The following is a 22,971-nucleotide window of genomic DNA, read 5'->3' on the forward strand; positions in this document are numbered from 1 at the left end:
GGATTAGAGAGCGTTCATCACCGTGGGAGCGGTAACCATGCGAGCTGCCGAACGCGAATCGCATTTGGGGATAACCATCACCGGAGTGACGTAGCCTTGAAGGTTAAGGCTACCTGGGATGCTGGAAAACCAGCGATTGCACTTCTTAAATAGCAAGCGGGTAGGCCGCGGTCAACGGTAAGTCAGATGCATAATCAGGCTTCGCGTCCACATCGTTCCATGATGCTGTTTTAGTCTGGTCCCAAATGATGAGCGGTACTGCTCGCAGGTGTGAAAGGAGTAGACTTGAGTCTTGGATCCAACGAGCTATACGCCGGTGGAGGTGCAATATGAATTGCCATATCCGTTCTCATTCATTTTCGGGTCGTCTGGGATCTAGTCTAGGCACAGCTTGGCGGAATTTAATCCTCAAGGTGACTAGCTCTGAGAGGCTGGCAAAAAGCCCCCGTAGAAAAGTTTTGGAGACGGTGGCCGGCAAGCTACTTTGCTTATTTGGTCTTATTGCTGTAGCTACCGCTTTCGCTTTGCTGATCATCACCAATCTGGCAGTTGCTGTAATACGCAGCTGGTGGGGGGGCGTCGAACCTGTGGCGAGTCGAGAAGAACCAACCCCAGACTATTTGGGCGCGGATCTCTATATTGGCGATTACGATAGTAACGGTCATTACATAGGTGACTGCAAATCATCTGATTGATTTCTTTCCGGCATTGGTCAGTTGGGCTGTGCCTTTGCTTGCGGCGTCGCTCGCAGCCCTACCGCCATTTGCCAGCATGCTCTGTATTCCGTTCCCCACGGAGTACCCTGCCCAACTCATTGCGCCGACGAACAATGCCGGCAAGACAATGAACATCGCACCCATTACGTACTCGATCACCTGCGCGGTGACTGTCCCATCCATGAACCCTGCAGTAGGTAATGACAACAGCGCCTGATCCGTGGTCGAGACTTGGTGGTACAGCGTGTCCAGCATGCTCGAGTCGATCCAGCGTGCGAGCTCCCACCAGAATGTCAGCATGTGCAGCGTGAACAGCGCGAAGGTGATCGTCATCAGCGCCTTGAGCTGATAGGTGCTGATCAGCAGCACCAGTGGCAGGCTGATGATCGTGCCCATGATTAAAAAAGCCTGAACCATCGGCAATGCAGCGCGCAGTGCATTCATCGCCGGGAAATTGCTGAATGAACCCAGGGCCAGGCCGGTGTTGGTGGCGAGGTTATTAAGCCCTTGCGTCAATGAGCCGCCTCGGGCGCTGCTGCCATAGTCCTGGAATACTTGCCCAGACGCCATGCTCAACGACTGCTGCCGCGGACTCACCAGTTCACGCAGGGTGGCGTCTTCGATTTCGGTGGAGGTCCGCCCGGTCAGCCAACCGCGCAGTTGGGTGAGCAGGTTTGTATCGACCTCGGCAACCAGGCGATCACGCAACCCGACCGTGGCATCGCTCCACCATTGCTTGCAGGTAGGGAAGCCCGCGCCGTTGTCCAACCGGGGCAGCGAGGTATCCCGCGTCTCGTCGTACGGCCAAGCGACTCGGGGGGTGTGCGAGCGATCCGTGTCGTAATAGCCCGGCGTGTTGAGCAAATACGTCGAGCCGATCCAGGACGCATCGTAGCTCTGCGATTCGTCCAGCTCGGGGCGATTGGTAAACAGCCGCGAGCGCGAAAAGCCGTAGCAGTCGCGGGTGAAGTCGGCGACTTCCTGCAGCAGCACCTGGTCGTTGATCCGCGAGCTGTCGATCTCCATGCGCATCGCGCGGATGTCGGGTGCACACGGGATAGACGCAGTCGCAGCGGCGGTGATGCCCTTGCTCATGGCATGCACCAGATACCACCATACCGGCACATTCGCTGACTTCTCGCCGATGGTGTTGAACGTCGTGCCCCAGGCCGTGTCGGCGGGCTTGGTCATCGACACACCACAGCGCTGGCTAGCCGCATCATCGAAGGTCACCGAGGACAGGTTCAACGGGAAGAACGGCATGCAGCCAAACAGGATGACCACGTAGCTCATCCACAGGCGGTTCTCGACTCGTGGAATCGACAGTAAGCCCTTGTTGCCCTCGTCGGCACCCTGTTGGCGGGCCGACAGCCATTCTTGCAGGATGATCGCGCCAAACGGCGCGGCGAATAGACCCGTGTCTGCCAGCGTGTTCCAGATACCGTTGTTGATGATCCAGGCGAGCAGCGACAGGTAGTACTCAAGGTAGCTGTTGGTGCTCATGTTCATGGTTGCACCTCACACGCGCGACAGTTCGACCAGGATGATCGAGCCGAAACCGATCAGCCCCAGGTGCTTGAGCCGTTGCTGCTCCTCGGGCGCTGACCGCAAGCGCAGCCCCGCGGACCAGCCGGCGAAGATCAGGGTGTACAGCAGGGCGCGCCAGTAGGCGAAATAGGGTGACGTCAGCCGGGCTGGTTCGAACCCATCAAGCTGGGCGTCGGTCAGGTGCAGCGCCATCCAGGCAATCAGCAACATGGCCACAATGGCGCCGAAGATCAGCAGGACCTGGATGACCGTGGTCCTCCAAGAAAACGGCATCATGGTGCACTTCTCCCCTGGTCCGCCCGGCGCAGGCGGTCCGGCTGCGGGTCGCGCTGATCGATGCTACGCGAGGCGTCGGCGCCGCCGGCGTGGCGATCAAGGACCAAGCTGACGGTGTTGGTGGCCAGCAACTGGCGTACCTGCAGTTCCGTTTGCAGCAGGCGGATCTCGCGCTCCAGCGTTTCGCCATTGCTGTCGAGGGCGGTGGTGGCGGGCTGCGCCGATGCCACATTGGGCTCACGGCTGCCGGCCAGCAACGTACGCTGCAGCAGCATCGCCTTGTAGATCACACTCGACAGCGCGGTCTCACTGGCCAAGCGCCGGGCCAGCAGGTTCTGGTCAGGGTCGTCGCGCAGACCCTCGATGACCCCGCGCGAGACTGGCAGCAAAGGGCTGGAGACTTTGCCAAGGTTTTCCGGTGTAGGCTGCTCAGCGCCCGACAGCATGCGCTCAAGACCTTCAAGGTGCTGCGTGTAGGTTTCCTGGATCAGCGGCGTGAGACCTGCACCCGCGCTCACGCGCAACGTCTCGCAGTCGTCGCAGGTCTCTACCTCGGTTTCTCCGAGCACCCGAGTAGCCCATTCGGAAGCCTCCTCGGGGGTCGACCAGGCTTGGCAGATCGCGCCAGTCTGGCATCCCGAGCCGATGGCCGAGGTGTCCTCGACCGAGCGGTTGTGCAGCAGGTTATAGCCCGCCTTGACCACGTCCGAGGTCACCCGAATGGGCGCCTGGCCATGGCCGCCAGCTTTCTGCCCGCCGACCCAACTGACGCCGTTGTTGCCATTGTTCGATTCGGTGTTTTTCACCGCCACCACGGCATCCCCGTCGGACTGCTCCAGGTTGTGCTGCATTTCCTGGTTCTGTGCCAGCGCTCCCCAACCGGCTTGGTCCACCTTGTCCGCCATTCTGGCCGCCATCGCCTGGCAGGTGAGCTTTGAACGGTCAAAGTCGATGCGCCCTTGCAGCACGCCATTGCTCAGGAGTTCATACAGCCCAGGGTTAGCGCGCTGGATGATCATCGCCGGCAGCGACATCACCGCCTGGGTGGCGTTCTGGATGACATTGCCCATGATCTGCTGGAAACCCTGCGTGGCACCGTTGAGCTGATTCTGCAGGGTGTTGGACAGGTTCATGTTTCCGCACATCATGTTCGCACGCCAGGACAGGCCCACGCCGAGCCCGCTGGGTCGGTAGAGCGAGGAGGGCGCGCCCGCCGCCGATCCGCCGCCGATGGTGTACATCACGCGGTCGTCCAACACCTGGGCCTGATCCCCAAGGTGGTAGCCGTTCTCGGCGGCATGGCCGGCGGCGCAAACGAGGAAACATGCCAACCCGAGCGTAAGGGCGTTCATCATCGGCCTCCATCGAAGTCGATGCTGAACAGAAAGGTCTGGCCCATGCGCTGGCAGCAGCGGTAGGGCCGCCACAGCGACCAGGCATAGGCGCCATCGGCACTCTGGATGGTCGGGCTGGGGAAGATGGCGCAGGTGTTCTGAATAACTGGTGCGAGCAACTGCCAGCGATGGTTGTTGACGTTGTTCTCCATCACCGGCTGCGGCGGCCAATAGCCCGGCGAGGGCGTTGGCTGCAGCGGTAGATAGACATGCGGTTGGCCGACGCGCGTGATGAAATCACTGGCCCGTTGCGCCATCACGGCGGAGGCTTTGAAGTCGTCGGGCTGTACCAGAAAACCCTGCCGTGGGTAGACGCTGCCCCACATGTTGCCGAGGGCCTGGCTACCAATCTCGCGCATGCCCGGAATGAGCGCCTGCGGGTAGACGGACTCGGGGATGGCTTGGCGCCAGGCCAGCGGATCGAGTGTGCTGAGGTAGTAGGGCGCAAGCGGCACCGCCCCGCTCGGACACGCATAGCCGAAGCTGTGGGCCAGGGCTGTCAACGCAGCGCCGCCGGGATGCCCGATGCCGTCGACATTCTTGAACCGGGCCAGGTTGTTGCGCTGTGGCGAAGGCGTGATCAGGTTGCCCCCGCCTTGCGACGCGGGCGTCGGCACCGACAATGCGGACATCTCGTCCCAAGGATTGCCGCCGGTGGCGGAATAGCTTGATACCACCAACTCGGGGATTAAGTGCCGGACTTTGGGCGAGGTCCTCACTGTGCAGCCGAACGGCGTGCAGAGCAGCCAGTAGCAGATCCCGACGATTCGGTACTCCAGACACTGCAGCGACGTGACGGAGGCAATGATGGCGGGGGTGGTCAGCGCCAGACACTGCTCGGCAGCCACGAGCAAAACGATCGCTATGAACGCACGGCCACGATCAGTCTTCTTGGGCTGTGGTGCTCTGCATGGGGGCGTGACGGTCACGTTCATGGGCAGCGCTCGGCAGGTGGCAGCGGTGTGCATCCATGCGCCAAGCTGCAGCATCCCCGATCAGGCAAAAGAGCGAGACGAACAAACCGAGGCCGGGGTGATCGGTTTCGTCAGTCGCTCAACTGAAGGCTGCGAATAGTGCGAAAATATCAATGGAGTACAAATGTACTTCTGTCGATTTTCATAGAGGGAAAGGGCGTCGAACTACGCTGGTACTGAGGTGTTCACGACATGCCGCGCAGGCGATCGATCTCCGCGGCGACCTGCAGGGCGGCGTCCAGCTCGGACTGCTGATGCTCCTCCATCAGCCGCCAGCGCTGGGCTTTTTCCTCGGGTTCAGTCATGGCTAGGGCGAGGTACAAACTCGGTGGTACCGCCCGAAACAGCGTCTCCAGCTGCTTCGACAGCACTACGCCCTCGGTGTACTTGCCCGAGGCTTTGCTCGCAGACAGCAGCAGCGCTTTTTGCGCCGGCGTGAGCTTCTTGAAGCGCGCAATCTCTTCAATCTCCGCTGGCGGCATGTTCAGACAGATCCACCACTCGATCATGTTGAGCATGGTCTGTGCTGTATCGGGGAAGTCGGCCAGGTTTTGCGTTGCCAACCAGAACCAGGCGCCTAGCTTGCGCCACATCTTGGTGCCCTTGACCACAAAGGGCGCCAGCAGCGGATTCTTGGTGATGATGTGGCCTTCGTCGGTCACCATGATGATCGGGCGACCGAGGTACTGGTCGCGTTCGGCGAGGTTGTTCACCGTGTTCATCAGGCTGATGTAGCTGATCGACATCTGCGCTTCATAGCCCTCACGGGCATAAGTGGCGAGGTCGACGATCGTGACATCGCTTTCCGGCCAGGGTGTGCCCGGCCGATCAAACAACGCGCCTTCGAAGCCCTGGCAGAACAGGTCGATGGACTCGGCCATTTCCTGGGCCCGCTCGCGACGCTTGTCGGGCAGATGGGCGTCGCTGGCGACCGCGCGAAGGGCATCACGAACATGGCACGTCATGACCTGCTGATTGTTGGCCGCACAGTGCCTGGCGGCATCGAGGATGCACTCACGGATCAGGCTGCGGTCTGCCCGGGTCAGTCGCGCTTCTTCCTTGGCTTCGCCGCCAGTGATCATCAGGCGGGCGGTGATCTCCAGCTCGCCCAGCACGTCGCGTTGCTCGTCACCGTCCGACGCAATCTCATCCAGATTCTCGGTCGACAGGCTGGCGACCTGGTCGGGGTGTTCGATCAGCCGCCGGGCATCGGCGAAAGGCGCCAGGCTCAAGCCGCTGCCCGGTTTGAGCTGGACCTTGTTGACGCTCAGCCCGAGGGTAGCGAAGTAGTCGCCCTGCAGGCCGAAGGAATTGCCGGCTTCGACGATAAACAGCCGGGGCCGGTACACGGCCATGACCTGCATCAGGATCGACACCAGGGTGGCCGACTTGCCAGCCCCGGTCGGGCCGAACAACAGCAGGTGGCCATTCATGGAACGGTCGAGGCGTGACAGCGGATCGAACGACAGCGGCGCGCCACCTCGGTTGAAAAAGGTGATGCCCGGATTGCCGGTACCGATGCTGCGTCCCCACAGGGGGAGCAGGTTGGCGACATGCTGGGCAAACAACAACCGGGTGTACCAGTTGCGCGTATCGCGGGCGGGGTTGTAGACCATCGGCAACCAGCGCAGGTAGCTGTTGCATGCGGCGACTTCATCGCCCTCGCGGACCGGTTGCAGGCCGGCACCGAGCAGCACATTGGCGGCCTGGATCGAGCGCTGGCGCAGTTCCTGTTCATCGGCGCCGCGCAGGTACAAGGCCAAGGTGCCGCGGTACAGCTTGTGCTGGCGGCCGATCAGCGCACGGGCCTCTTCCACGTCCTGGCGGGTCTGGGTCGAGGCGAGGTTTTCGCCGATGGCTTTGCGCGCCAGGCGATTGAGCTGCTCCTCGAGCACATCTTGGGGCGTGATCACCAAGGTCAGGCTCATGACGGCCTGCTCCGGCAATTGGTCAAACAACGCGTTGAGCGCCTCGCCTTTGCGGGTCTCGCCGGTCAGCTGGCCGATGTGGGGTGGCCTGCGCAGTTTGTCGACCACCATCACCGCGTGCGGCTGGTGATCGAAGTACCACAGCCCCTGCTCGCTGTCCGAGCGCGGCTCATGGAAGAACAGTCGCTCGGCAAAGTCGTGGTCGAACGGCAGCGACAGGCCATCGCCGTCATCTGACTCCGGGTAGGGCACACGTCGATAGAACGCCGCCGCTGATTCGCCGGTGAGGGTAGGGGCCGGGTTGAACCAGGGCAGCAGCCAGGCGTAGAAGTCACGCCCGGTCAGTCGGCGAGGATTGACCCCGCAGGCCTGCAACGAGGCCATCAGGCGGTCAGAGGTCCTTCTCAGCAACTGAGCGGGGTTTTGCCCTTCGTCGTCGGCCTGGTCACCGAGCCAGCGATAGACCACCAGCCGAATCCGCCGATTGCTGCCGCGCCAAGGCAGGTGTGAGACGACATGGTCGTCGAACAAACCACCCGGCTTGGCGATGGCATCCAGGTGGCGCTGCATCGATGTGAGGAAGGCCTGGGTGAACGGCGTGCCTGTTGCCCGCGGCGCGACGTACTGCTCCAGGCGCTCCAGGTACGGGGAAAAGTCGCTGTCGTCCTGACAGAAAAACTGCACCACCCAAGGCGCCTGGTCGAGCTCGTCGAAGCTGTCCTGCAGCGCATCTTCCAGGGCGTCCCGCGCTGCCATCAGCCATTCGGGCTCACGGCCTTCGGTCCCGATCGGCTGCAACTCGAACACGGCGCCCACCGACCGGTTGTCGTCAAGCAGAAAGCACTGCTCTTCCTCGAGGTATTCGACCCAGGGCAAGTGGTCGGTGAAGCTGGGGTTGTGCGCATACTGGGCGGCCTCATCCGCGCGCGTTGCTCGCCGACGCTGCGCCGCGCGCCAGGGCTGCCAGCGTGGCGGGGCGCGATCTGTGTCATCGTCCATCACAGATCGTCCAGGCGTTCGCCGGGCAGCGCGTACTGGACCTTCTCGTACAGCGGGAACACGGTCGAGTAACCGGGCACCGGTGTCTGCTGGGTACCGGCCAAGTGCGGGTACACGTACATGACCAGGTCAGGGTTGGGCAGGCGCGGGAACTGCGCGCGGATCTCGTTGGCGGCTGTGCGGGTGTAGGTGCTCTGGTCCTTGATCAGACGCTCGGGATCGAGCACCGGCCGGCGCAGCTCACTGCGGGCTTCCTGCAACTGCTGCTGGGTGCCGACCGAGCCGCCGCTGTTCCAGATATCCAGCATGGTTTGCTCGCTGTGGGGCAACATTTCGTCCTTGCTGGTGGTGCAGCCCGCCAGGTGCAGGCAAAGCAGCAGGCTAATCCAGGTCCAGTACCGAAACGGATGGGTTTTCATGGTTCACTCTCCGGCCTTTAGGTTCGTAGTCGATGCTGATTTCGTGATCCAGGTGCAACGCCACTTTGGCCCCCGGTGGCACGTAGATGGCGGCAAAGGCTTCGCCGTAGAGTTTGTTGATCCAGTCACGGATGTCGCCGATGCCACCGCTGATGACCGAGTTCAGCGCGCTGTTACCGCTGTTCTGGGCCAGCCCCAGGCTGCCGCTGGCCGAGTTGATGAATGAGGTATTGGTCTGTTCGCTGCCCAGCGCTGCAGCGAAGCCGGCGCCGGCTGCGGTGATCAGGCTCTGGCTGCCCAGGTACTGTTGGGCGTTGGAGCGACGTTCACCGGCGATGCAGGGAATGCCGTAAGGGTCGGAGATGTAGCCCAGGCTGCCGCGGATTTTCTCGATGTCCGAGGTCTGGGTGCTGCTGCGGTTTCGGCTGACCACCTTCTGCGGCTGTGGCACTGTGCGGACAGTACCGTCGCTGAAGACAAAGGTGATCGACTCAACCTGGCCGCGCACGCAGGACAAGGTCCAGTCTCCGGCTGCGGTCCCGCTCATGACCGCACCGACCACGTTCGGCAGGTCGATGCCGTTGGCGGTAAGGTTGTCCGGTCCCACCAGCACCTTGAACGGGTAGGGATCGTTCACCGTGCCGTCTACCGGTACGCGACCAATCAGGGCCGTCATGGCGATCGAGCCCATCAGGGTCGAGTTCTCCGGGATGGTGTAGACCGGCATGGCACCCTCGGCGCGATCCTGAGTGCTCTCCAGGTCGCGCTCGCCTTTGGCTACGGCACGTAGATGATCCTGACCGCGGTCGATCGCGTTGTTGTCCAGGCCATGCAGATCCTTGAACTTCGACGTCAGCGCCGTCAACGGGCCCTCGGCTTTGCTCGCTACTTCCTGGTTGGGTCGCGCATTCGACGGCTCGATCCATTGCACCGCATCCGCCGGCGGTTGGGCCCCAGAGAATTGTTGCTCGTCAACCGGCTCGAGACCGAAGCCCACCGGCACGTCGGACTTCGTGGTGGTGGGCTTGCTGGTGAGCTGGTCCTTGAGCCGGGACAGCAAACCCTGGGTCTCGCGGTGCTGTTGCTCGGCCTTCTGCCGGGCATCGTTGGCCTGCTGGCGTTGCTCGGAGACCTGCTGGGTGACACTGCTCAACGTGTTCTGGATTCGGCTGTCGATGTTGCCCTCACGCGTGCGCAGCCGATTGTTCTCGGTCTGCAGCGTCTCGTTGTCTTTCTTCAGCGACAGCATCTCGCTGCGCATCGCCTTGACCTGGCCGATCAACGTGGCCACGGTGTCGTGCGGCGTGTCGCCGGCGATGCCGAGGGCCTTGGCCTGATCCGGGCTGAGGGTGGTGTTCTCGGGGTCATGGACAGGCCGAGCGTTCGGTGCAGTCACCCAGGATTTGCCGATAATCAGCAAAATCCCCAGCAGAACGCCAGGTACCAGCCATTTCAGCAAGCCGTTAGCTTTCATGATCGGCGGCCTCCGGCGCTAGAGGTGGCAGCAGCAGCGCGTGCTTCAGGTCGCCGCCCCGGGTGACCAGGTACGCCACGGTGGTGTCTTCGGGCGTACCAGCGCGGCCAAGGTACTCGTGCTGGAAGGTGGCGGCGTACAGCGTGGCCTGCAGGTGACGCGGGTCCAGCGTGACCTTGGCCGGCCCACGGTTGACGATCTTCACCGCCGTCACCCAATACTCACCCAGCCGCCAGGCTGCGAGTCCCTTGATGGCCACATGCTCGGTCGGTAGCAGTGTGCTGAATCCAGAGGAGTCGCCTAGCGGGACCCGACGCACACTAGGCAAGGGTGCCACGGTGCGCAGCGGCGCATACAGGTTCTGCGCCGCATAGCGAGTCAGCACAACCGGTACTGGCGTCGCTGCAGGCGCTGTGTCTTTCGCGGTGTCCACGTCCGTAGCCTGTGCCTGGGCAACGATCTTAACCGGCTCAAGCGCCTCGCTACCTTCGAGTGCTTCGACGTCGACCAGGATGATGTCCCCCGACTTCACCGACTGCAGTTGCAGTCGAGTAGGGGGGGTGGCTTCCGACGCACGCAGGTACACCGTTCCACCGACCGACTGCACGCGCAGCTTGCTGGTGGTCGCGCTGGGCAGCCCGACGCGGAAATCCTCATCCAGCATCAGGATACGTTCCTGGCCCACCGTCAGCGGCACGGCCAGCGGCAGGCGGTCCCAGTACTTGACCTCGACGGCAGCTACGGCGGAACACCAGCCGGCGACCAAGACCAGAATCAGGATTAAGACACGCATCATCACGCACCTCCCGGCAGCGTCAGCTTCTGCGGTGTGCCTTCGTAACAGTCCAGGGCCAGGCCCCACTTGTTGTGCTCGGGATCGACGTCGAAGCGCACCACGCGCAGCGGGTAGCGCACCACCACGCGCTTCACCGGCTCAGCGGCGTAGTACTCGTCGGCATTGAGGTCGAGCTTGACCAGCCAGCTGTGCTTATCCAGCTGCTTTACCCGCAGGTCGGGATCGTTGCTGTAACCGCGGCCCAGCACTTCGTACACGCCGCGCACGCGGCCGCGCAGTTCGCCTGCGGCCTTGCGGTACTCGAAGTCGCCGTCGAAGAAGGTCTTGCACGCTGGTGTCAGGTAGGGCTGCAAGGCGAAGATGGCGCGGTGGTAGTCGACCTCGCCGTCGGTGGGCCAACGGTTGAGCTGGCCGAAGATGTACAGGGCGAAGGCGTAGATGTTTTCCGGCGGCACGTCCCACCATTTGCGGGTGCTACCGGAACGTAGGTCGGGTGGCACGTGAATGGTCAGTTCGGAGGGGGCGGACTGCCAGCCGTACCACAGTCCGGCGCACAGCAGTGCCAGGGTCACCACGGCCAGGCGCAGGCTGAGGATATGCGCCTGCTGCGCATCTACCTTGTTGCGAAAACGGCTCATGGCGTGGCCCTCACACGTCCGCGTGTACGGCGCACGGTCCACGGGCCGGAGTGCAGGATCAACTGGTGAGTACCGATGCCCCAGTGCACCGCCAGCTGCCACTGCAGGCGCCGGTACAACCAGGTTTCGGGGCGGGCGCGTTTGGCCCGGCGCAGCAGTTTGCCGCCGCCGAGCAGCACCAACGCCATGCTCAAGAACAGGCAGGTGGGGAGCGTGGCGATGGAGGCGGTGGCCACCGCCAGTGGTCCGCCGAGGACCACACCCAGCACGGCACCGACGATCAGGGCGACCCACATCTCGTCGTTGGTGAGGCCGCGAAGGACGGCTGGATCGCGGTTGAGGCGTTCCGGCAGGAAGGTCAGAGTGCCGTCGGGTAGGGTAGCAGGGACGTCGGACATGGCGACCTCACAGAATCGTGGCAGCTTTGGTCAGGAACCACAGAATCACCACCACCAAAAGTGCACCGACGCCGACCACGGCGCCGAGGTCCTTCCAGGTCTTGCGCTGGTTCTGCACGTCGGCATAGACGGTAAGTGAATGCCAGGCCACACCGAGAAAGGCGAGGGTGGCGATCAAAAGGCCTAGCAGGATGCCGCCGTCGTAGGCGTAGTTCTTGATGGTGTCGATCAGGCCCGAGCCTTCGCCGCGGGAGGGCGCTTCCATTGTCGGCAGATCAGCCCACGCCAGCGTCGAGCTCAGCAGCACCAAACTGCCGAACAGGGCTTTTGGATAGATAGCTCGCAGCAGGGGCAGCGGAAGGAGGCAGCGACGGGAGGGTTTCATGGCAGGGTCTCCTAGTTACGACAGCATGAAAAACATCAGCACGATCAGTGCTAACGCCAGGCGCAGCGTGCTGCCGCCCAATGCGCCGAAATTGAGGTTACCGGCAGCCCATCCGCGGTAGCCGGTCCACAGGGCCCAAGCGCACCAGAGCAACGCGAGCACCAGTACCGATGAGCGCCACAGCACCGAACTGAGCTGCGGGGTGAACCCGGCCACGGCAGAAAACGCGCTGAGTTGAGCTTCAGTCATGCTCATTGGAGGGGCTCGAGTGAGGCGCTTCAGTACGGTACTGACCGGCCAGCTCGACCAGGTCGGCTGGCTGCGCGCGGGAGGGTGACAGGTAGTTACGGATGCCTTCACGTACACGTTCGAGGTCGGCCGCAAACCTCTGATAGTCGAAGCGATAGCGCGCTCCAGTGGCACCGTCAGAGCCGCTTTCCGCGCGATCGACCAACTGTTCGATGGCATTGAACTGTCGTTGCACGAGTCCCAGATCCGAGCGCTCGCGATTTTCTTGTGCAACAGCCGGGAGTGTTGCTAGAAAAATCACAAGCAACGGGAAGGCATATGTCCTCATGGCGGGCTCCAGAGCAATCTCTGGTCGCCACCATTACTGAGTGGGCGAGTTGGGGCACGAGTTAAAAGGATTCTTGGCCTTTCGCTTTCTGGCGAAGTTGGCCGGACCGGGGTAAGACTGGAGTTCAACCAAGGTGGGGACGATACTAATCTGCGAGCGCTGCTGGCCTCACGAATGCTGCAGCGAACGCCTGAGAGGCTAGCCAGCCATCAGTCGGTGAAGGACAGCTCCGCCTGAACGGAACCTATAGCGTGTGAGGTCATTTTTATTCGAGGATTGCGTGAGCTGGCCGGCAATGGACGTGCAGCTAGATCGTTCCCCAGAGTGGCCTGTAACCCTGGAATTCGGCCATCTGACTCAAGCGCCCGGATCTCGTTTTGGGTTCTGGCGAGCAACTCATTTGCCGTCTGCCCCGTATCCTCGCTTAGTGTCAAAGCTACCAGTGTCAAAGGGCTCATTTCCAATCGCTCGCTAAGCTGCTCAAGTTTGTCCAGCGTGATGCTCGATCTACCGGTTTCGAGCTTGGACAAGTAGGTACGGCTGGTCGTGTCGGCAAATCCGCGCTGGGTGATGTTGCGCTGACTGCGTAGTACTCGAAGCACGTTGGCAAACGATGACTTCAACGTCATGAAATTACCTGAGGAGTGGGGCAAGTAGGTACATTTGAAGGCGACTTTAGTTGGAGATGCATGCGCTCTGGCCACCTGATTCAACTTTACTATACACCCTTGGTTCAGGCCCTATGGGCGTCCGGGACCGTCCTGCGAACGTCTGCTTTCGACCCAGGCTGTGAATCGCCCCTGGTTTCGTAGACACCTCCAAGCCTCATAATGAGGCCCAAATAGGAGGTGCCATGAGTCGTCAGCGTTACCCCGAAGAATTCAAGATCGAAGCGGTCAAGCAAGTGACCGAGAAAGGCAAACCTGTCGCCGATGTCGCCCAGCGCCTGGGCATGTCCGTGCACAGTCTTTACGCCTGGATCAAGGTCTACAGCAAGCCCCAAGAGCAGCGTCAGCAAGACGACGATCAGCAGGCCGAACTGCGCAAGCTACGCGCTGAACTCAAGCGCGTGACGGAAGAGCGAGACATCTTAAAAAAGGCCGCCGCGTACTTTGCCAAGGAGTGCGGCTGAAGTACGCCTTCATCAAGAAGCACTCGACTGATTACCCGGTGCGGCGCCTTTGCCAAACCCTCAAGGTGCACCCCAGCGGCTATTACGCCTGGCTGGCCGAGCCTCAATCTGCCCGAGCAAAAGAAGATCAACGTCTGCTTGGCTTGATCAAACACGCTTGGCTGGAAAGCGGAGGTGTATACGGCTACCGCAAAATTCACGATGACCTGCGTGAGCTGGGAGAGGAATGCGGCCGAAATCGAGTCAGGCGCTTGATGCAGGCGGAGGGACTGCGTTCTCAAACGGGCTATCGGCGGCGTCCAGGGTTCTATGGTGGAAAACCAACAGTGGCCTCGCCCAACCACCTCGCGCGGCAGTTCAAGGTAAGTGAGCCGAACAAGGTCTGGGTGACAGATATCACTTACATCCGCACCTATGAAGGGTGGCTCTACCTCGCGGTAGTGCTGGATCTGTTCTCACGCCAAGTAATTGGTTGGTCAATGAAGCCAAGGATGTGCAGCGACCTGGCTATCGACGCGATGTTGATGGCTGTTTGGCGACGCAAGCCTCAGCAGCAAGTTATGATTCACTCAGATCAAGGCAGTCAGTTCAGTAGCTCGGATTGGAAAAGCTTTTTGAAGGCCAACAATGTAATCAGCAGCATGAGCCGGCGGGGAAACTGCCACGACAATGCCGTAGCCGAGAGCTTTTTCCAGCTTTTGAAGCGAGAGCGAATCCGACGAAAGATCTACACAACCCGTGAAGAAGCCCGAAGTGATATTTTCGATTACATCGAGATGTTCTATAACCCTAAACGCCGACACAGCAGTGCTATGCAGCTGTCTCCAGTAGAGTATGAGAAACGCTATTTCCTGAGCTTGGAGAGTGTCTAGAAAACCAGGGGCGATTCACTGTGTGAAAACCTCAACACCATTTCGAAGAACGCGTTCTTACGCGAATTCTGAAAAAGTCTGGCTACTCAACAGATCCAGAATCCACGTAAGAACGCGATTTTTAGGTTGTTTTTTAACCAGTCTGAGCACCGTCGAAGTTTTCACACAGCCTCGACCCTATGCAGACACTCAGCTCAATTAAACCAAAAGGTCGGTTTTGCCGGTCCTGGGTTAATTTTCTCCCTCGGGTGCACGGAAGGCTTTACTGTAGTAGCCGGACGGGTCGAAACAGCAAACCTGCTTCTTGCCGGTTGCAAGCATATCGCAGGCATCACCCATTCGCTTTTCGCGTGTCTTGAGTTGCTTCGCTGAAGTAATCCAGTGGATCCAGTCCACGCGCGCGATGGTCGTTGTATTGTTCCAAACTTTACGAGCCTCAGGCGAGGCTGCCAGTGCTTCCTCAAAATCTGCCGGGATGTCAGGCTCGGGTTCCTTCTTCACAGGGGTTAGCTCGAGGGTAACGATATCTCCAACGGCCACCCCTGCGGCGTCGAGTAACTCGCGACCTACTTTCAGCCAATGGCTCAGCTGACCATCGGGCTCAAGGGTTGCTCGGAAAGGATGCCCATTGATTGTGCCTTCGGCTGTCGTCCTTCCTCGCCTCGGGAACCGTTCACTCGCGTCTCTTGGAAGGACTGCGAAAGCCCACGACGTGTCATCACCGGGCTTTGCCGGACGAAGAAGCTTTGCTTCGAATCGGGACTTCACAGCGTTTGTTGTCATTGCAAGTCCTCCAACTGAGCGTCTAGTTATCCATCACCTCGTCCAGTGCCTGCTCAAGGATGTTGACCGTGCGATCGATGTTGTGCAGCTTTTCGAGCCCGAACAGACCGATGCGGAAGGTCTGGAAGTCGGCCGGCTCGTCGCATTGCAACGGCACACCGGCGGCGATCTGCAGATTGTGGTCGGCAAACTTCTTACCGCTCTTGATGTCGGCATCATCGGTGTAGCTCACCACTACGCCAGGGGCCTGAAAGCCGGCTGCGGCCACGCTCTTGATACCTTTGCCGGTCATCATTGCGCGCACCCGATCACCCAGGGCCTGTTGTTCGTCGCGGACCTTGTCGAAACCGTAGGTGTGCGTCTCCTTCATCACTTCGTTAAATCGCGCGAGGGAATCGCTGGGCATGGTCGCATGGTAGGCATGTCCACCCTGTTCATAAGCCTGCATGATCTGAAGCCACTTTTTCAGGTCGCAGGCGAAGCTGCTGCTTTGCGTCTGCCCGATGCGCTCGAGGGCCAAAGCGCTGAGCATCACCAGAGCGCAGCAAGGAGAGGCGCTCCAGCCCTTCTGCGGTGCGCTGATCAGCAGATCGACCGCGCATTTCTGCATATCAACCCAAAGCGCGCCTGAGGCGATGCAGTCCAGCACGAACAGGCCACCCTGCGCATGCACGGCGTCGCCTACGGCCCGCAGGTACTCATCGAGCAGGATGATCCCTGATGACGTTTCAACGTGGGGGGCGAAGACAATCTGCGGCTTCTGCGCCTCAATGGCTGCCAGCACTTCGTCCAGAGGGGGCGGAGCGTAGGCAGCCTGGCGCCCCGTGTCGACCGGTCGGGCTTTTAGCACCGTAGTGGCCGCCGGGATGTTGCCCATCTCAAGGATCTGGCTCCAGCGGTAACTGAACCAGCCGTTGCGTATCACCAAACATTGCTGGCCGTTGGCGAACTGGCGCGCCACCGCTTCCATGCCGAATGTGCCACTGCCGGGGACTACCGCAACAGCCTGGGCGTTGTAGACCTGTTTCAGGGTGCTGGAAATGTTCTTCATCACACCTTGAAACGACTGCGACATGTGGTTGAGCGAGCGGTCGGTGTAGACCACCGAGTACTCGACCAGTCCCTCAGGATCGATATCGGGATATATCTTTGACATGGTGTGACTCCTTTGGCAGAGATGTCCGTGGTATCGACCCTGCCCTAAGCGATTGCAAATGACAAGATTACTTGGGATTGAGCTGCGACTTCTGTCGACTCTGGGGGCAGATGACGGGATAACTCAGCCGGTACGCCGGCGATGAGGCCCTTACAGGCACCTCCTACAGTTAGCTGGTCATGTGTTCCCACAACTGCCTTTGCGGGCGAGTGGCGGTATTCATGCTTTCTACAGGAGGCGGCTTTCGGCCCAGGCTGTGTGAAAACGCGCTGAACGTGTTGAGGGGGGAGGATCTAGGGTCGTTTGCAAAACTGGCAGGAGATTGCGTGAATTAGCTCAATTAGCCTCGCAAGGGGGCATCTGCCCGGTATGAGTCGTTCCTGGGGACAGCGCCTCAGTAGACCATTTCACCTTTTGATCGCTTCGAGCAGCCCCCTGATGCCCAAGATGCTCATCATTCGCTTGAGGTTGTAAGCGAGCACATGAAGGTTCATTTCAGTACTGACCCTTGGCAGGGTTCTGGTCAGGAAGTGGCTCGCCCCCATCCAGTACTTGAGCGTTCCAAATGGGGGCTCGACGGTTTGGCGGCGCACCTTCATTTTCCCTGGATCGTGCTCCAGTTGAACCTGCATCGAGTCGAGGACCGTTTCATGTTCCCAGCGTTTCAACCGCCGCTCTTTACCCGTCGTACATTGCTTGTGCATTGCGCAGGACTGGCAGCCCGAGAACCAATAAACATGCATCAGCATCCCGTCTTCCCATGTTGAGTAACGCTTGGTCAGTAATTGTCCCGCAGGGCATCGATACTCATCCGATGTCGAGACGTACAGGAAATCCTGCTTGCCAAATCGACCTTCGGCTTTGCTGCTAGAGGTCAGTGGCTTCGGTACGAAGGGCGAGATTCCAGCTTGCTCACATGCAACGATTTCCGTGCCTGTGTAATAGCCCCGGTCGGCAACGACCGTCAGCGATTCAGCACCGATTTGGTCACGCGCTTGCTTCGCCATGTTGCTCAACTGGCCGCGATCATGACCGACATTCGTCACCTCATGCGCAATGATCAGATGGTGCTGATCGTCAACGGCCGTTTGTACGTTATAGTCAACGGTGCCACTGCCTCGACCGCCAACTGACATGGAGCGGGCATCGGGATCTGTGAGAGAGATTTGTTTGTCTGGGCTTTGAAGTAGCTGCGTTTCAATGTCTTTGAGCTTCTGCATCTGTTGTTTCAGCGTTTCGATCTTCTCTTTCAGTCTCTCGGCCTTGGCCACGGCCACTTCCGGCATTGCCCGGTCTGTCGAATCCATCGCTGTCAGATAGCGCTCAATGCTCTGCTCGATTTGCTGCATACGGGCCTTCACCTTGGTCTGGGTGAAGTTACGGTCGCGATTGTTCACTGCTTTGAACTTGCTGCCGTCGATGGCAATGATCGATTCAGAGAACAGATTGAGGTTATGACAGAGAATCACGAACTGACGGCAGACGCTGCGAATGGCTTTACCGTTGTCCTTGCGAAAGTCGGCGATGGTTTTGAAATCTGGAGCCAGACGCCCAGTGAGCCACATCAACTCGACATTGCGTTCAGCTTCACGCTCAAGCCGGCGGCTGGACTGAATGCGGTTTAGGTAGCCGTAGATGTAGATCTTCAGCAGGACCGCTGGATGGTAGGCCGGGCGACCTGTTGCTACCGGATCGACGCCTGCGAAACCGAGCGCGCCCAGGTCGAGTTCATCGACGAAGACATCGACCACTCGCACTAGGTTTTCATCGGTGATGTAGTCGTCCAGGCACTCCGGCAGCAATGCGACCTGCGTCCGAACCTCACCTTTGATGAACCGCTTCATGATTGCCCCCGCCACGATCACGACGGTCAGAAGGTTAGACAACCGTGGGCGTTTTCACACAGCCTGGGTCGATAGCGGACGCTCAAAGATATTTTTTGAACGTTGCAGCTGTGATTGCCACCATCCATCCAAGCAGTACGGCACATGGCAGCAGCACCCAGTTGGGGTTGAGCGACCAGGGAAGAGAAAGGTAAATTACCCAGGGGCTCACCATCAGCGAAGGCAATGTCCGTTTCGCTCGGTGGTAGACAAAGCTGCTTTCCCGGCCCGCCCCGAATTTGCGCAGATCGCGTCGTATCAAACCATCGACAGCACCGGTAATAACGGCCAGCAGAAAAATGGGCATAGCTAGGGTCAGGACGGCCAGGCGCACCACGAAAGTGAAGACTGTAAACAGGGCTGCCAACAGGTAGTCCTGTAGCACAACGTAAACCTGGGCAAACTGCCCCTGCAGCGACGCCTCGCGACTGAGCAGCTTCAAGTAGGCGTCGGATTGCACCCATCCGGAGCGGACCACGACCCAGTCGTTCAGGTGCTCAAGAATTTTCGCGGTCGCTTGCGCCGGCTCTTGGACGAGCAACGAACTCTTAAAGTGGCTGCTGAGCCAGCCGAGTTCGGTCTGCCACATGGCATGGCTGTGATGCCAGCCTTGTTCCGGCCAGAACCACAGCATGCCCGCGAACTCCAGCACGATGGAGAACACCAGCGCGGCGAACAGCAGGCCCAGTAGCCTTAGGCATAGCTCGACCGTACCGAAAATGAGCCCCGGACGTCGTTGTGCCGGAGGTTGGCTGGGTGGGGTGGTGGGCATACGGCCTCCGCAGGACTCGATTGTTGCCGGGCCGCTTACGAGGCACGTCTACGTCCAGGCGGTGGCATCTCGGGATCGAAGTCGACCGTCGGCGCACCTCCGGCGCTGGTCCACCAGTTACCCGCATTGGCGTTGTAGGACTCGCGCATGCGTGCAGCGAGGGTCTGTAGGTCCGCTGGCATGGCATCCTCACTGGCCGGTTTGGGCAGCGGCATCCGTACCTTCCACAGTTGCCCGCCTTCTTGCAATGAAAACATCTGGCCCTTGGGCAGGGCGATGATGTGTGCGGGCTCGATCAGCGGCACGGCGGTGGTGGTGACACGGTCTTGCGAGGATGAGGTGAAGTCCGTGTGAGCATCGGGGGCCGCGGTGTCGGTCGCGCCGGAGACCAGGGTACGCGTTTGTACATTGACCTTGGGTAGTTGATTGGTCAGCAATTCCGCCGTCGCGGTTTCCCGCACCCGCAACATCTGCAAGGTGTTGAAATTACCGATGACCTGGCCGGCCTTGGCCCGGCTGCCGATGCGCGCCTCGATATCACTCAAGGTCTGGGTATACGCGGTGACCTGGATACCGGCACCCCCGCCCTTGTTGATCAGCGGAATGAACTCGTCGCCCATCAGCTCGTTGAACTCGTCAGCGTGCAGGTTGATAGGGACCTTATCCGCCGCGCTGGAGGAGCCTGGCAGGCCGTGGTCGATGCCATGCTTGTAGATATGGCCGGCCACGGAAACCAGGTCGGCAAACATCGAGTTACCGACGGCGGCCGCGACTTCGGCATCGGACAGCGCATCTAGGCCCACGTAGACGATGCCGCGTTTGCGGATGACCTGCAGCCAGTCGAAGATAGGCCGTGGATCGGCCAGGTCGGTATAGTTGGGGGCGAGCAGTTGCGCCGTCTTGCCGCTGGTGAGCTTCTCCAGCAACGGCAGGAGTGAGGCGACGATCTTGTCGAAGTAGGTGCGGTCATAACGCACGGCTGAGCGTAGGCCGTCCATCACCGGATCGAAGATGCGTTTGGCGGTTAGGTATTGCTCGATCGCGACTACGCGCTTTTCCCGGCCAATCATGTGCCGCGGTATGTTCTTTTCGGTGAGGCGACCCTCGATCTGCACGATCGCTTCCCAGGCCTGCGGATCATGGCGGGCGAAGAAGTGCTGGGCGTATTCGATGAACAGCGCATCGATGTTTACCACATGCCGCTGGATCTGCAGGTAGTCCGGGCGCCGGCCCAGTTCGATCAGGGCGCGAGCGATGATGTTGACAAAGCGCCACGCGAACTCACGAAACGCTGCGGAGTTGCCTTCACCGCTCAGTTGGCCGGCGATTCGTGTGGCCACTTCGGAGATCCGACCAAAGCGGCCGATGGCGTTGTAGCGTGCGGAGATCTCCGGCCAGCCCAAGTGGAAGACGTAGAATTCGTTCTCGCGGCCAGCTCGTTTCGCTTCCACATACATGCTGGTGAGGAGCTCGGCATCGCCCTTGGGATCGAAGACGATCACCACTTCCCGAGTGGGCCGGTGGATATCCTGAGTGATGTAAACCTGGGCCACACGTGTTTTACCTACCCGGGTGGTGCCCAGTACCAACGTGTGGCCCACGCGTTCGATCAATGGCAACGAGACCTCCTGCTCATTCGGCTCGACGCCATGCAACAACGGTGAGCCGCCGACCGGCGGCAGCGGACGCACCGGATTGAACGGGCTGTTCCATGCGGTCAGGCGGGGCAGGAGCGACAACCCGGGAGGGGCCTTCTCCAGCGCATGCTCCATTCGGCGTGCCCATTGAAAGGCGGCTGATTGGTTGACGTAGCGGGCCAGCGCCGGGTCCTGCGCCTCGAGCAGGCGCTGCGTATGCAGGCGGGTCCAGCGAAAGCCGCGGCCCATGAACAGGCGCTTGCCGCTCACCGGAATCTGTCGGCTGGTCAGCGAGTAGCGCGGTAAGCGTCGGATGTTGCGCCGATAACGCAGGACGATTCGTGCCTCATTGAGCCGCTTGAGGCCGAACGCGGTGTAGGCCAGGGCCATCCCGGCGCCGACCTCGGGCGACAGTGCCACTGCCCAGGGCGAGTGCAGGCACAGGGCACCGGCACCGGCGCAGATGCCCACGGTGTACAGCTCCACCGCTGGCCGCAGCAGGGATTCCATCGCGTGATCGCCCATGATGTTTCCTCATTGCTCCAGGCCGGTGGTTGTGATGAGCACGGGGTAGTGCTGCAGCTCCAGCCGCTCGGCGATGTCGTCGCCACTCACCGGCCAGATGTTCACCCCAGGGGCTGCCGCCTGGATGCGGCGCAAGGCCTGGACGTCGGTGACCTCGACCGCCAGTCCACTGGCGCCCAGGTCCCGCAGAACCTGCGCATGGCGGGACAACCACTCCAGGGACGCAAGGTCATGCCCGACCAGGAACAGCGGTGTGATGGCGGGGAGGTCCAGCGTTCTAGGCGGCACGGTACCCGGCGTGAGGCGCTCGCTGCGCACCGGCAGCACCCATTTCAGTTTGCTGGGATCGGCAGGCATGCTCGGAGTGGCGAGCGCGGCGAGCGGTAACGACAGACAGATGACCAGCGCCACCGGGCATGAGCGGTTCATGGCTGTCTCCCTCCAGGAAAAGACGCAACCGCCTGGATGCGCTGCCAGTGTCGGGTGAACTGTCTGCGATAGCGCGCCGCGGGTGCACCGCCGGCTGGCCGGTGATAGCGGCCGGCCGCCACCACCCAGTCGCCCGTGTCAGCATAGTGCGCACGCAACAGGTCGGCGGTGACGGCCAGGTTCTCACGTGGGTCGAGGGCGTCGCAGGCGCTGGGGTAGCGGTCCGGGTGGTAGCCAAGGTTGGTCTGTCCCAGTCCGACATCGATGCGCTTGGGGTTGTGGTCGGAGAGCGCCAGGCGAAGCGCGGCACAGGCTTCATGGCGGCTGGCAAAGCGCTGCGGCGTGCCGGCAACATTCAAGGTCCAGGGCCAGGGCATGAGGTGACCGCGCAGCGGCGTGCCGCTTTCTTGCAAGGCGATGGCGAACAGCACGGAGGCGGGGATACCGGCCCGCGCGGCGGCCAACTGATAGGCTGGCGGCGGCAGGGCGGCCGCCTGGACAGCGCTGACCGCGGTCAAGGCCAGGGCGAGGATCAGTCGAGCCGCTGCCATTTTCCGTCTACCTGTTGGAAGCGTGCCGGCAACGGGCGGCTGGCGCCCAGCGCGAACCAGCGACCGCGGTCGTGGTTGAGGGTCACCTGACCGCCGCTGATTTGGGCGGGGGTAATGCCAGCGCCACGCGCCCACTGGCGCAGACGCGCATCGTCGCCTTGGCTGCCGACCAGGTACACGTCCAGGCGTGCGCCGGCACGCAGCCACTGCTGGGTACGGGTCACACAGGTTGGGCATTGTTCTTCCACGAACAGGGCCGTGCGGCTGTTGCTCGTGGACGCTGCGTCGTCGGCCATGCCCTGCACAGGCAGCATTCCTGGGAACAGGCGCACCCAGGTGGCGGTGTAGGCTTTCTGGTAGGCCAACTCGCGTTCGGCGCGTTTGGCTTCGAGGCGGACCTGCAGCTCGGCATAGCGCTGTCGTTCCTGGTCTGAGTTGGCCTCCACGCCAAGGGTGGTGAGCGGGTCGAGTTGGGGCGACCAGTAGTGGCGAGGCCCGGCCTGCAGGCGCTTGAACATGGCCCATTCGTCATCGGTCAGCCCCCAGGCCTTGGCTTGAGTTGCAGCGGAATGCTGTTGGTCCAGTGGCGTCTGCTCGCTGTACTGCGGGGCAGAGTCGACCAGCGTCGGCGCGCTCCATGCCGAGTCTGCCAGCAGGCCGGCGGGGAGCAGGATGAGGGAGAGGACGAAGAGCCGAGCCATAAGCACCT

Annotated in this window: 24 protein-coding genes; 2 read left to right on the forward strand and 22 right to left on the reverse strand. The window is 61.1% G+C overall.

Going from position 1 to position 22,971, the window contains the following annotated elements; all coding sequences use genetic code 11:
* The first annotated feature begins 329 nt into the window (after positions 1-329).
* Positions 330-695 (forward strand): hypothetical protein, encoded by a 366-nt coding sequence (locus ACOKS3_RS09910; RefSeq protein WP_177328428.1) that lies wholly within the window; start codon positions 330-332, stop codon positions 693-695.
* On the opposite strand, the gene ACOKS3_RS09915 is transcribed toward ACOKS3_RS09910, so the two are convergent.
* The 14 genes from ACOKS3_RS09915 to ACOKS3_RS09980 form a co-directional block, all read right to left on the reverse strand.
* A complete protein-coding gene (locus ACOKS3_RS09915) occupies positions 684-2,225 on the reverse strand; it encodes a conjugal transfer protein TraG N-terminal domain-containing protein (protein WP_422764658.1) in 1,542 nt (513 codons plus the stop codon). The two genes, ACOKS3_RS09910 and ACOKS3_RS09915, sit on opposite strands and share 12 nt — an antisense overlap.
* A gap of 9 nt (positions 2,226-2,234) precedes the next feature.
* Entirely contained in the window at positions 2,235-2,540 is a 306-nt protein-coding gene (locus ACOKS3_RS09920; RefSeq protein WP_051095757.1) for a hypothetical protein, read from the reverse strand.
* Positions 2,537-3,892: an integrating conjugative element protein gene (locus ACOKS3_RS09925; protein ID WP_051095756.1), complete on the reverse strand. Its 1,356-nt coding sequence runs from the start codon at positions 3,890-3,892 to the stop codon at positions 2,537-2,539. The genes ACOKS3_RS09920 and ACOKS3_RS09925 overlap by 4 nt, the downstream gene beginning before the upstream one ends.
* Entirely contained in the window at positions 3,892-4,869 is a 978-nt protein-coding gene (locus ACOKS3_RS09930) for a TIGR03756 family integrating conjugative element protein (RefSeq protein ID WP_084785231.1), read from the reverse strand. The genes ACOKS3_RS09925 and ACOKS3_RS09930 overlap by 1 nt, the downstream gene beginning before the upstream one ends.
* Positions 4,870-5,093: 224 nt before the next feature.
* On the reverse strand, positions 5,094-7,835 hold the full coding sequence (locus ACOKS3_RS09935; protein WP_075045787.1) for a conjugative transfer ATPase: 2,742 nt from the start codon (positions 7,833-7,835) through the stop codon (positions 5,094-5,096).
* Positions 7,835-8,254: a TIGR03751 family conjugal transfer lipoprotein gene (locus ACOKS3_RS09940; RefSeq protein ID WP_051095754.1), complete on the reverse strand. Its 420-nt coding sequence runs from the start codon at positions 8,252-8,254 to the stop codon at positions 7,835-7,837. Before ACOKS3_RS09940 ends, ACOKS3_RS09935 begins: the two co-directional genes overlap by 1 nt.
* Complete coding sequence (locus tag ACOKS3_RS09945; RefSeq protein ID WP_422764659.1) at positions 8,217-9,728, reverse strand: TIGR03752 family integrating conjugative element protein; 1,512 nt, start codon at positions 9,726-9,728, stop codon at positions 8,217-8,219. The genes ACOKS3_RS09940 and ACOKS3_RS09945 overlap by 38 nt, the downstream gene beginning before the upstream one ends.
* Positions 9,718-10,524 (reverse strand): TIGR03749 family integrating conjugative element protein, encoded by an 807-nt coding sequence (locus ACOKS3_RS09950; protein WP_075045786.1) that lies wholly within the window; start codon positions 10,522-10,524, stop codon positions 9,718-9,720. Before ACOKS3_RS09950 ends, ACOKS3_RS09945 begins: the two co-directional genes overlap by 11 nt.
* Positions 10,524-11,162, reverse strand: a complete 639-nt coding sequence (locus ACOKS3_RS09955; RefSeq protein WP_051095751.1) for a PFL_4703 family integrating conjugative element protein — start codon at positions 11,160-11,162, stop codon at positions 10,524-10,526. Before ACOKS3_RS09955 ends, ACOKS3_RS09950 begins: the two co-directional genes overlap by 1 nt.
* Positions 11,159-11,560, reverse strand: coding sequence for a TIGR03750 family conjugal transfer protein (locus ACOKS3_RS09960; RefSeq protein WP_051095750.1), 402 nt, complete (start codon positions 11,558-11,560; stop codon positions 11,159-11,161). The genes ACOKS3_RS09955 and ACOKS3_RS09960 overlap by 4 nt, the downstream gene beginning before the upstream one ends.
* A gap of 7 nt (positions 11,561-11,567) precedes the next feature.
* Complete coding sequence (locus ACOKS3_RS09965; protein WP_075045785.1) at positions 11,568-11,945, reverse strand: TIGR03745 family integrating conjugative element membrane protein; 378 nt, start codon at positions 11,943-11,945, stop codon at positions 11,568-11,570.
* Positions 11,946-11,960: 15 nt separating this feature from the next.
* Positions 11,961-12,200 (reverse strand): TIGR03758 family integrating conjugative element protein, encoded by a 240-nt coding sequence (locus ACOKS3_RS09970; RefSeq protein WP_051095748.1) that lies wholly within the window; start codon positions 12,198-12,200, stop codon positions 11,961-11,963.
* Positions 12,187-12,522: an integrative conjugative element protein, RAQPRD family gene (locus ACOKS3_RS09975; protein ID WP_051095747.1), complete on the reverse strand. Its 336-nt coding sequence runs from the start codon at positions 12,520-12,522 to the stop codon at positions 12,187-12,189. The genes ACOKS3_RS09970 and ACOKS3_RS09975 overlap by 14 nt, the downstream gene beginning before the upstream one ends.
* A gap of 209 nt (positions 12,523-12,731) precedes the next feature.
* Positions 12,732-13,151, reverse strand: a complete 420-nt coding sequence (locus tag ACOKS3_RS09980; protein WP_051095746.1) for a helix-turn-helix domain-containing protein — start codon at positions 13,149-13,151, stop codon at positions 12,732-12,734.
* Between the two features lie 224 nt (positions 13,152-13,375).
* Between ACOKS3_RS09980 and ACOKS3_RS09985 the strand changes: the two genes are divergently transcribed.
* A protein-coding gene (locus tag ACOKS3_RS09985) for an IS3 family transposase (RefSeq protein ID WP_087535084.1) occupies positions 13,376-14,526 on the forward strand; the annotation gives its coding sequence in 2 pieces (ribosomal slippage) (positions 13,376-13,610 and positions 13,610-14,526; 1,152 coding nt in all).
* 231 nt (positions 14,527-14,757) lie between these two features.
* Here the strand turns inward: ACOKS3_RS09985 and ACOKS3_RS09990 are convergent.
* The 8 genes from ACOKS3_RS09990 to ACOKS3_RS10025 all read right to left on the reverse strand — a co-directional run bounded on the left by ACOKS3_RS09990 (position 14,758) and on the right by ACOKS3_RS10025 (position 22,963).
* Positions 14,758-15,309 (reverse strand): YdeI/OmpD-associated family protein, encoded by a 552-nt coding sequence (locus ACOKS3_RS09990; protein ID WP_075045784.1) that lies wholly within the window; start codon positions 15,307-15,309, stop codon positions 14,758-14,760.
* A gap of 22 nt (positions 15,310-15,331) precedes the next feature.
* Positions 15,332-16,465: an aminotransferase class V-fold PLP-dependent enzyme gene (locus tag ACOKS3_RS09995; RefSeq protein WP_075045783.1), complete on the reverse strand. Its 1,134-nt coding sequence runs from the start codon at positions 16,463-16,465 to the stop codon at positions 15,332-15,334.
* Positions 16,466-16,872: 407 nt separating this feature from the next.
* Entirely contained in the window at positions 16,873-18,309 is a 1,437-nt protein-coding gene (locus tag ACOKS3_RS10000) for an IS1182 family transposase (protein WP_051095811.1), read from the reverse strand.
* A gap of 82 nt (positions 18,310-18,391) precedes the next feature.
* Complete coding sequence (locus ACOKS3_RS10005) at positions 18,392-19,120, reverse strand: TIGR03747 family integrating conjugative element membrane protein (RefSeq protein ID WP_051095739.1); 729 nt, start codon at positions 19,118-19,120, stop codon at positions 18,392-18,394.
* Between the two features lie 35 nt (positions 19,121-19,155).
* A complete protein-coding gene (gene traD / locus ACOKS3_RS10010) occupies positions 19,156-21,282 on the reverse strand; it encodes a type IV conjugative transfer system coupling protein TraD (RefSeq protein ID WP_232891579.1) in 2,127 nt (708 codons plus the stop codon).
* A 9-nt stretch (positions 21,283-21,291) separates the two neighbouring features.
* The gene (locus ACOKS3_RS10015; protein ID WP_075045781.1) at positions 21,292-21,711 is read right to left on the reverse strand and encodes an integrating conjugative element protein; all 420 of its coding nucleotides are present in this window, start codon (positions 21,709-21,711) and stop codon (positions 21,292-21,294) included.
* On the reverse strand, positions 21,708-22,262 hold the full coding sequence (locus tag ACOKS3_RS10020) for a lysozyme family protein (protein WP_463581480.1): 555 nt from the start codon (positions 22,260-22,262) through the stop codon (positions 21,708-21,710). The genes ACOKS3_RS10015 and ACOKS3_RS10020 overlap by 4 nt, the downstream gene beginning before the upstream one ends.
* Positions 22,244-22,963, reverse strand: coding sequence for a TIGR03759 family integrating conjugative element protein (locus ACOKS3_RS10025; RefSeq protein WP_051095736.1), 720 nt, complete (start codon positions 22,961-22,963; stop codon positions 22,244-22,246). Before ACOKS3_RS10025 ends, ACOKS3_RS10020 begins: the two co-directional genes overlap by 19 nt.
* Positions 22,964-22,971 lie beyond the last annotated feature (8 nt).

It is taken from the genome of Pseudomonas sp. HS6-2, assembly GCF_049325675.2.
Lineage (GTDB): Bacteria > Pseudomonadota > Gammaproteobacteria > Pseudomonadales > Pseudomonadaceae > Aquipseudomonas > Aquipseudomonas putida_N.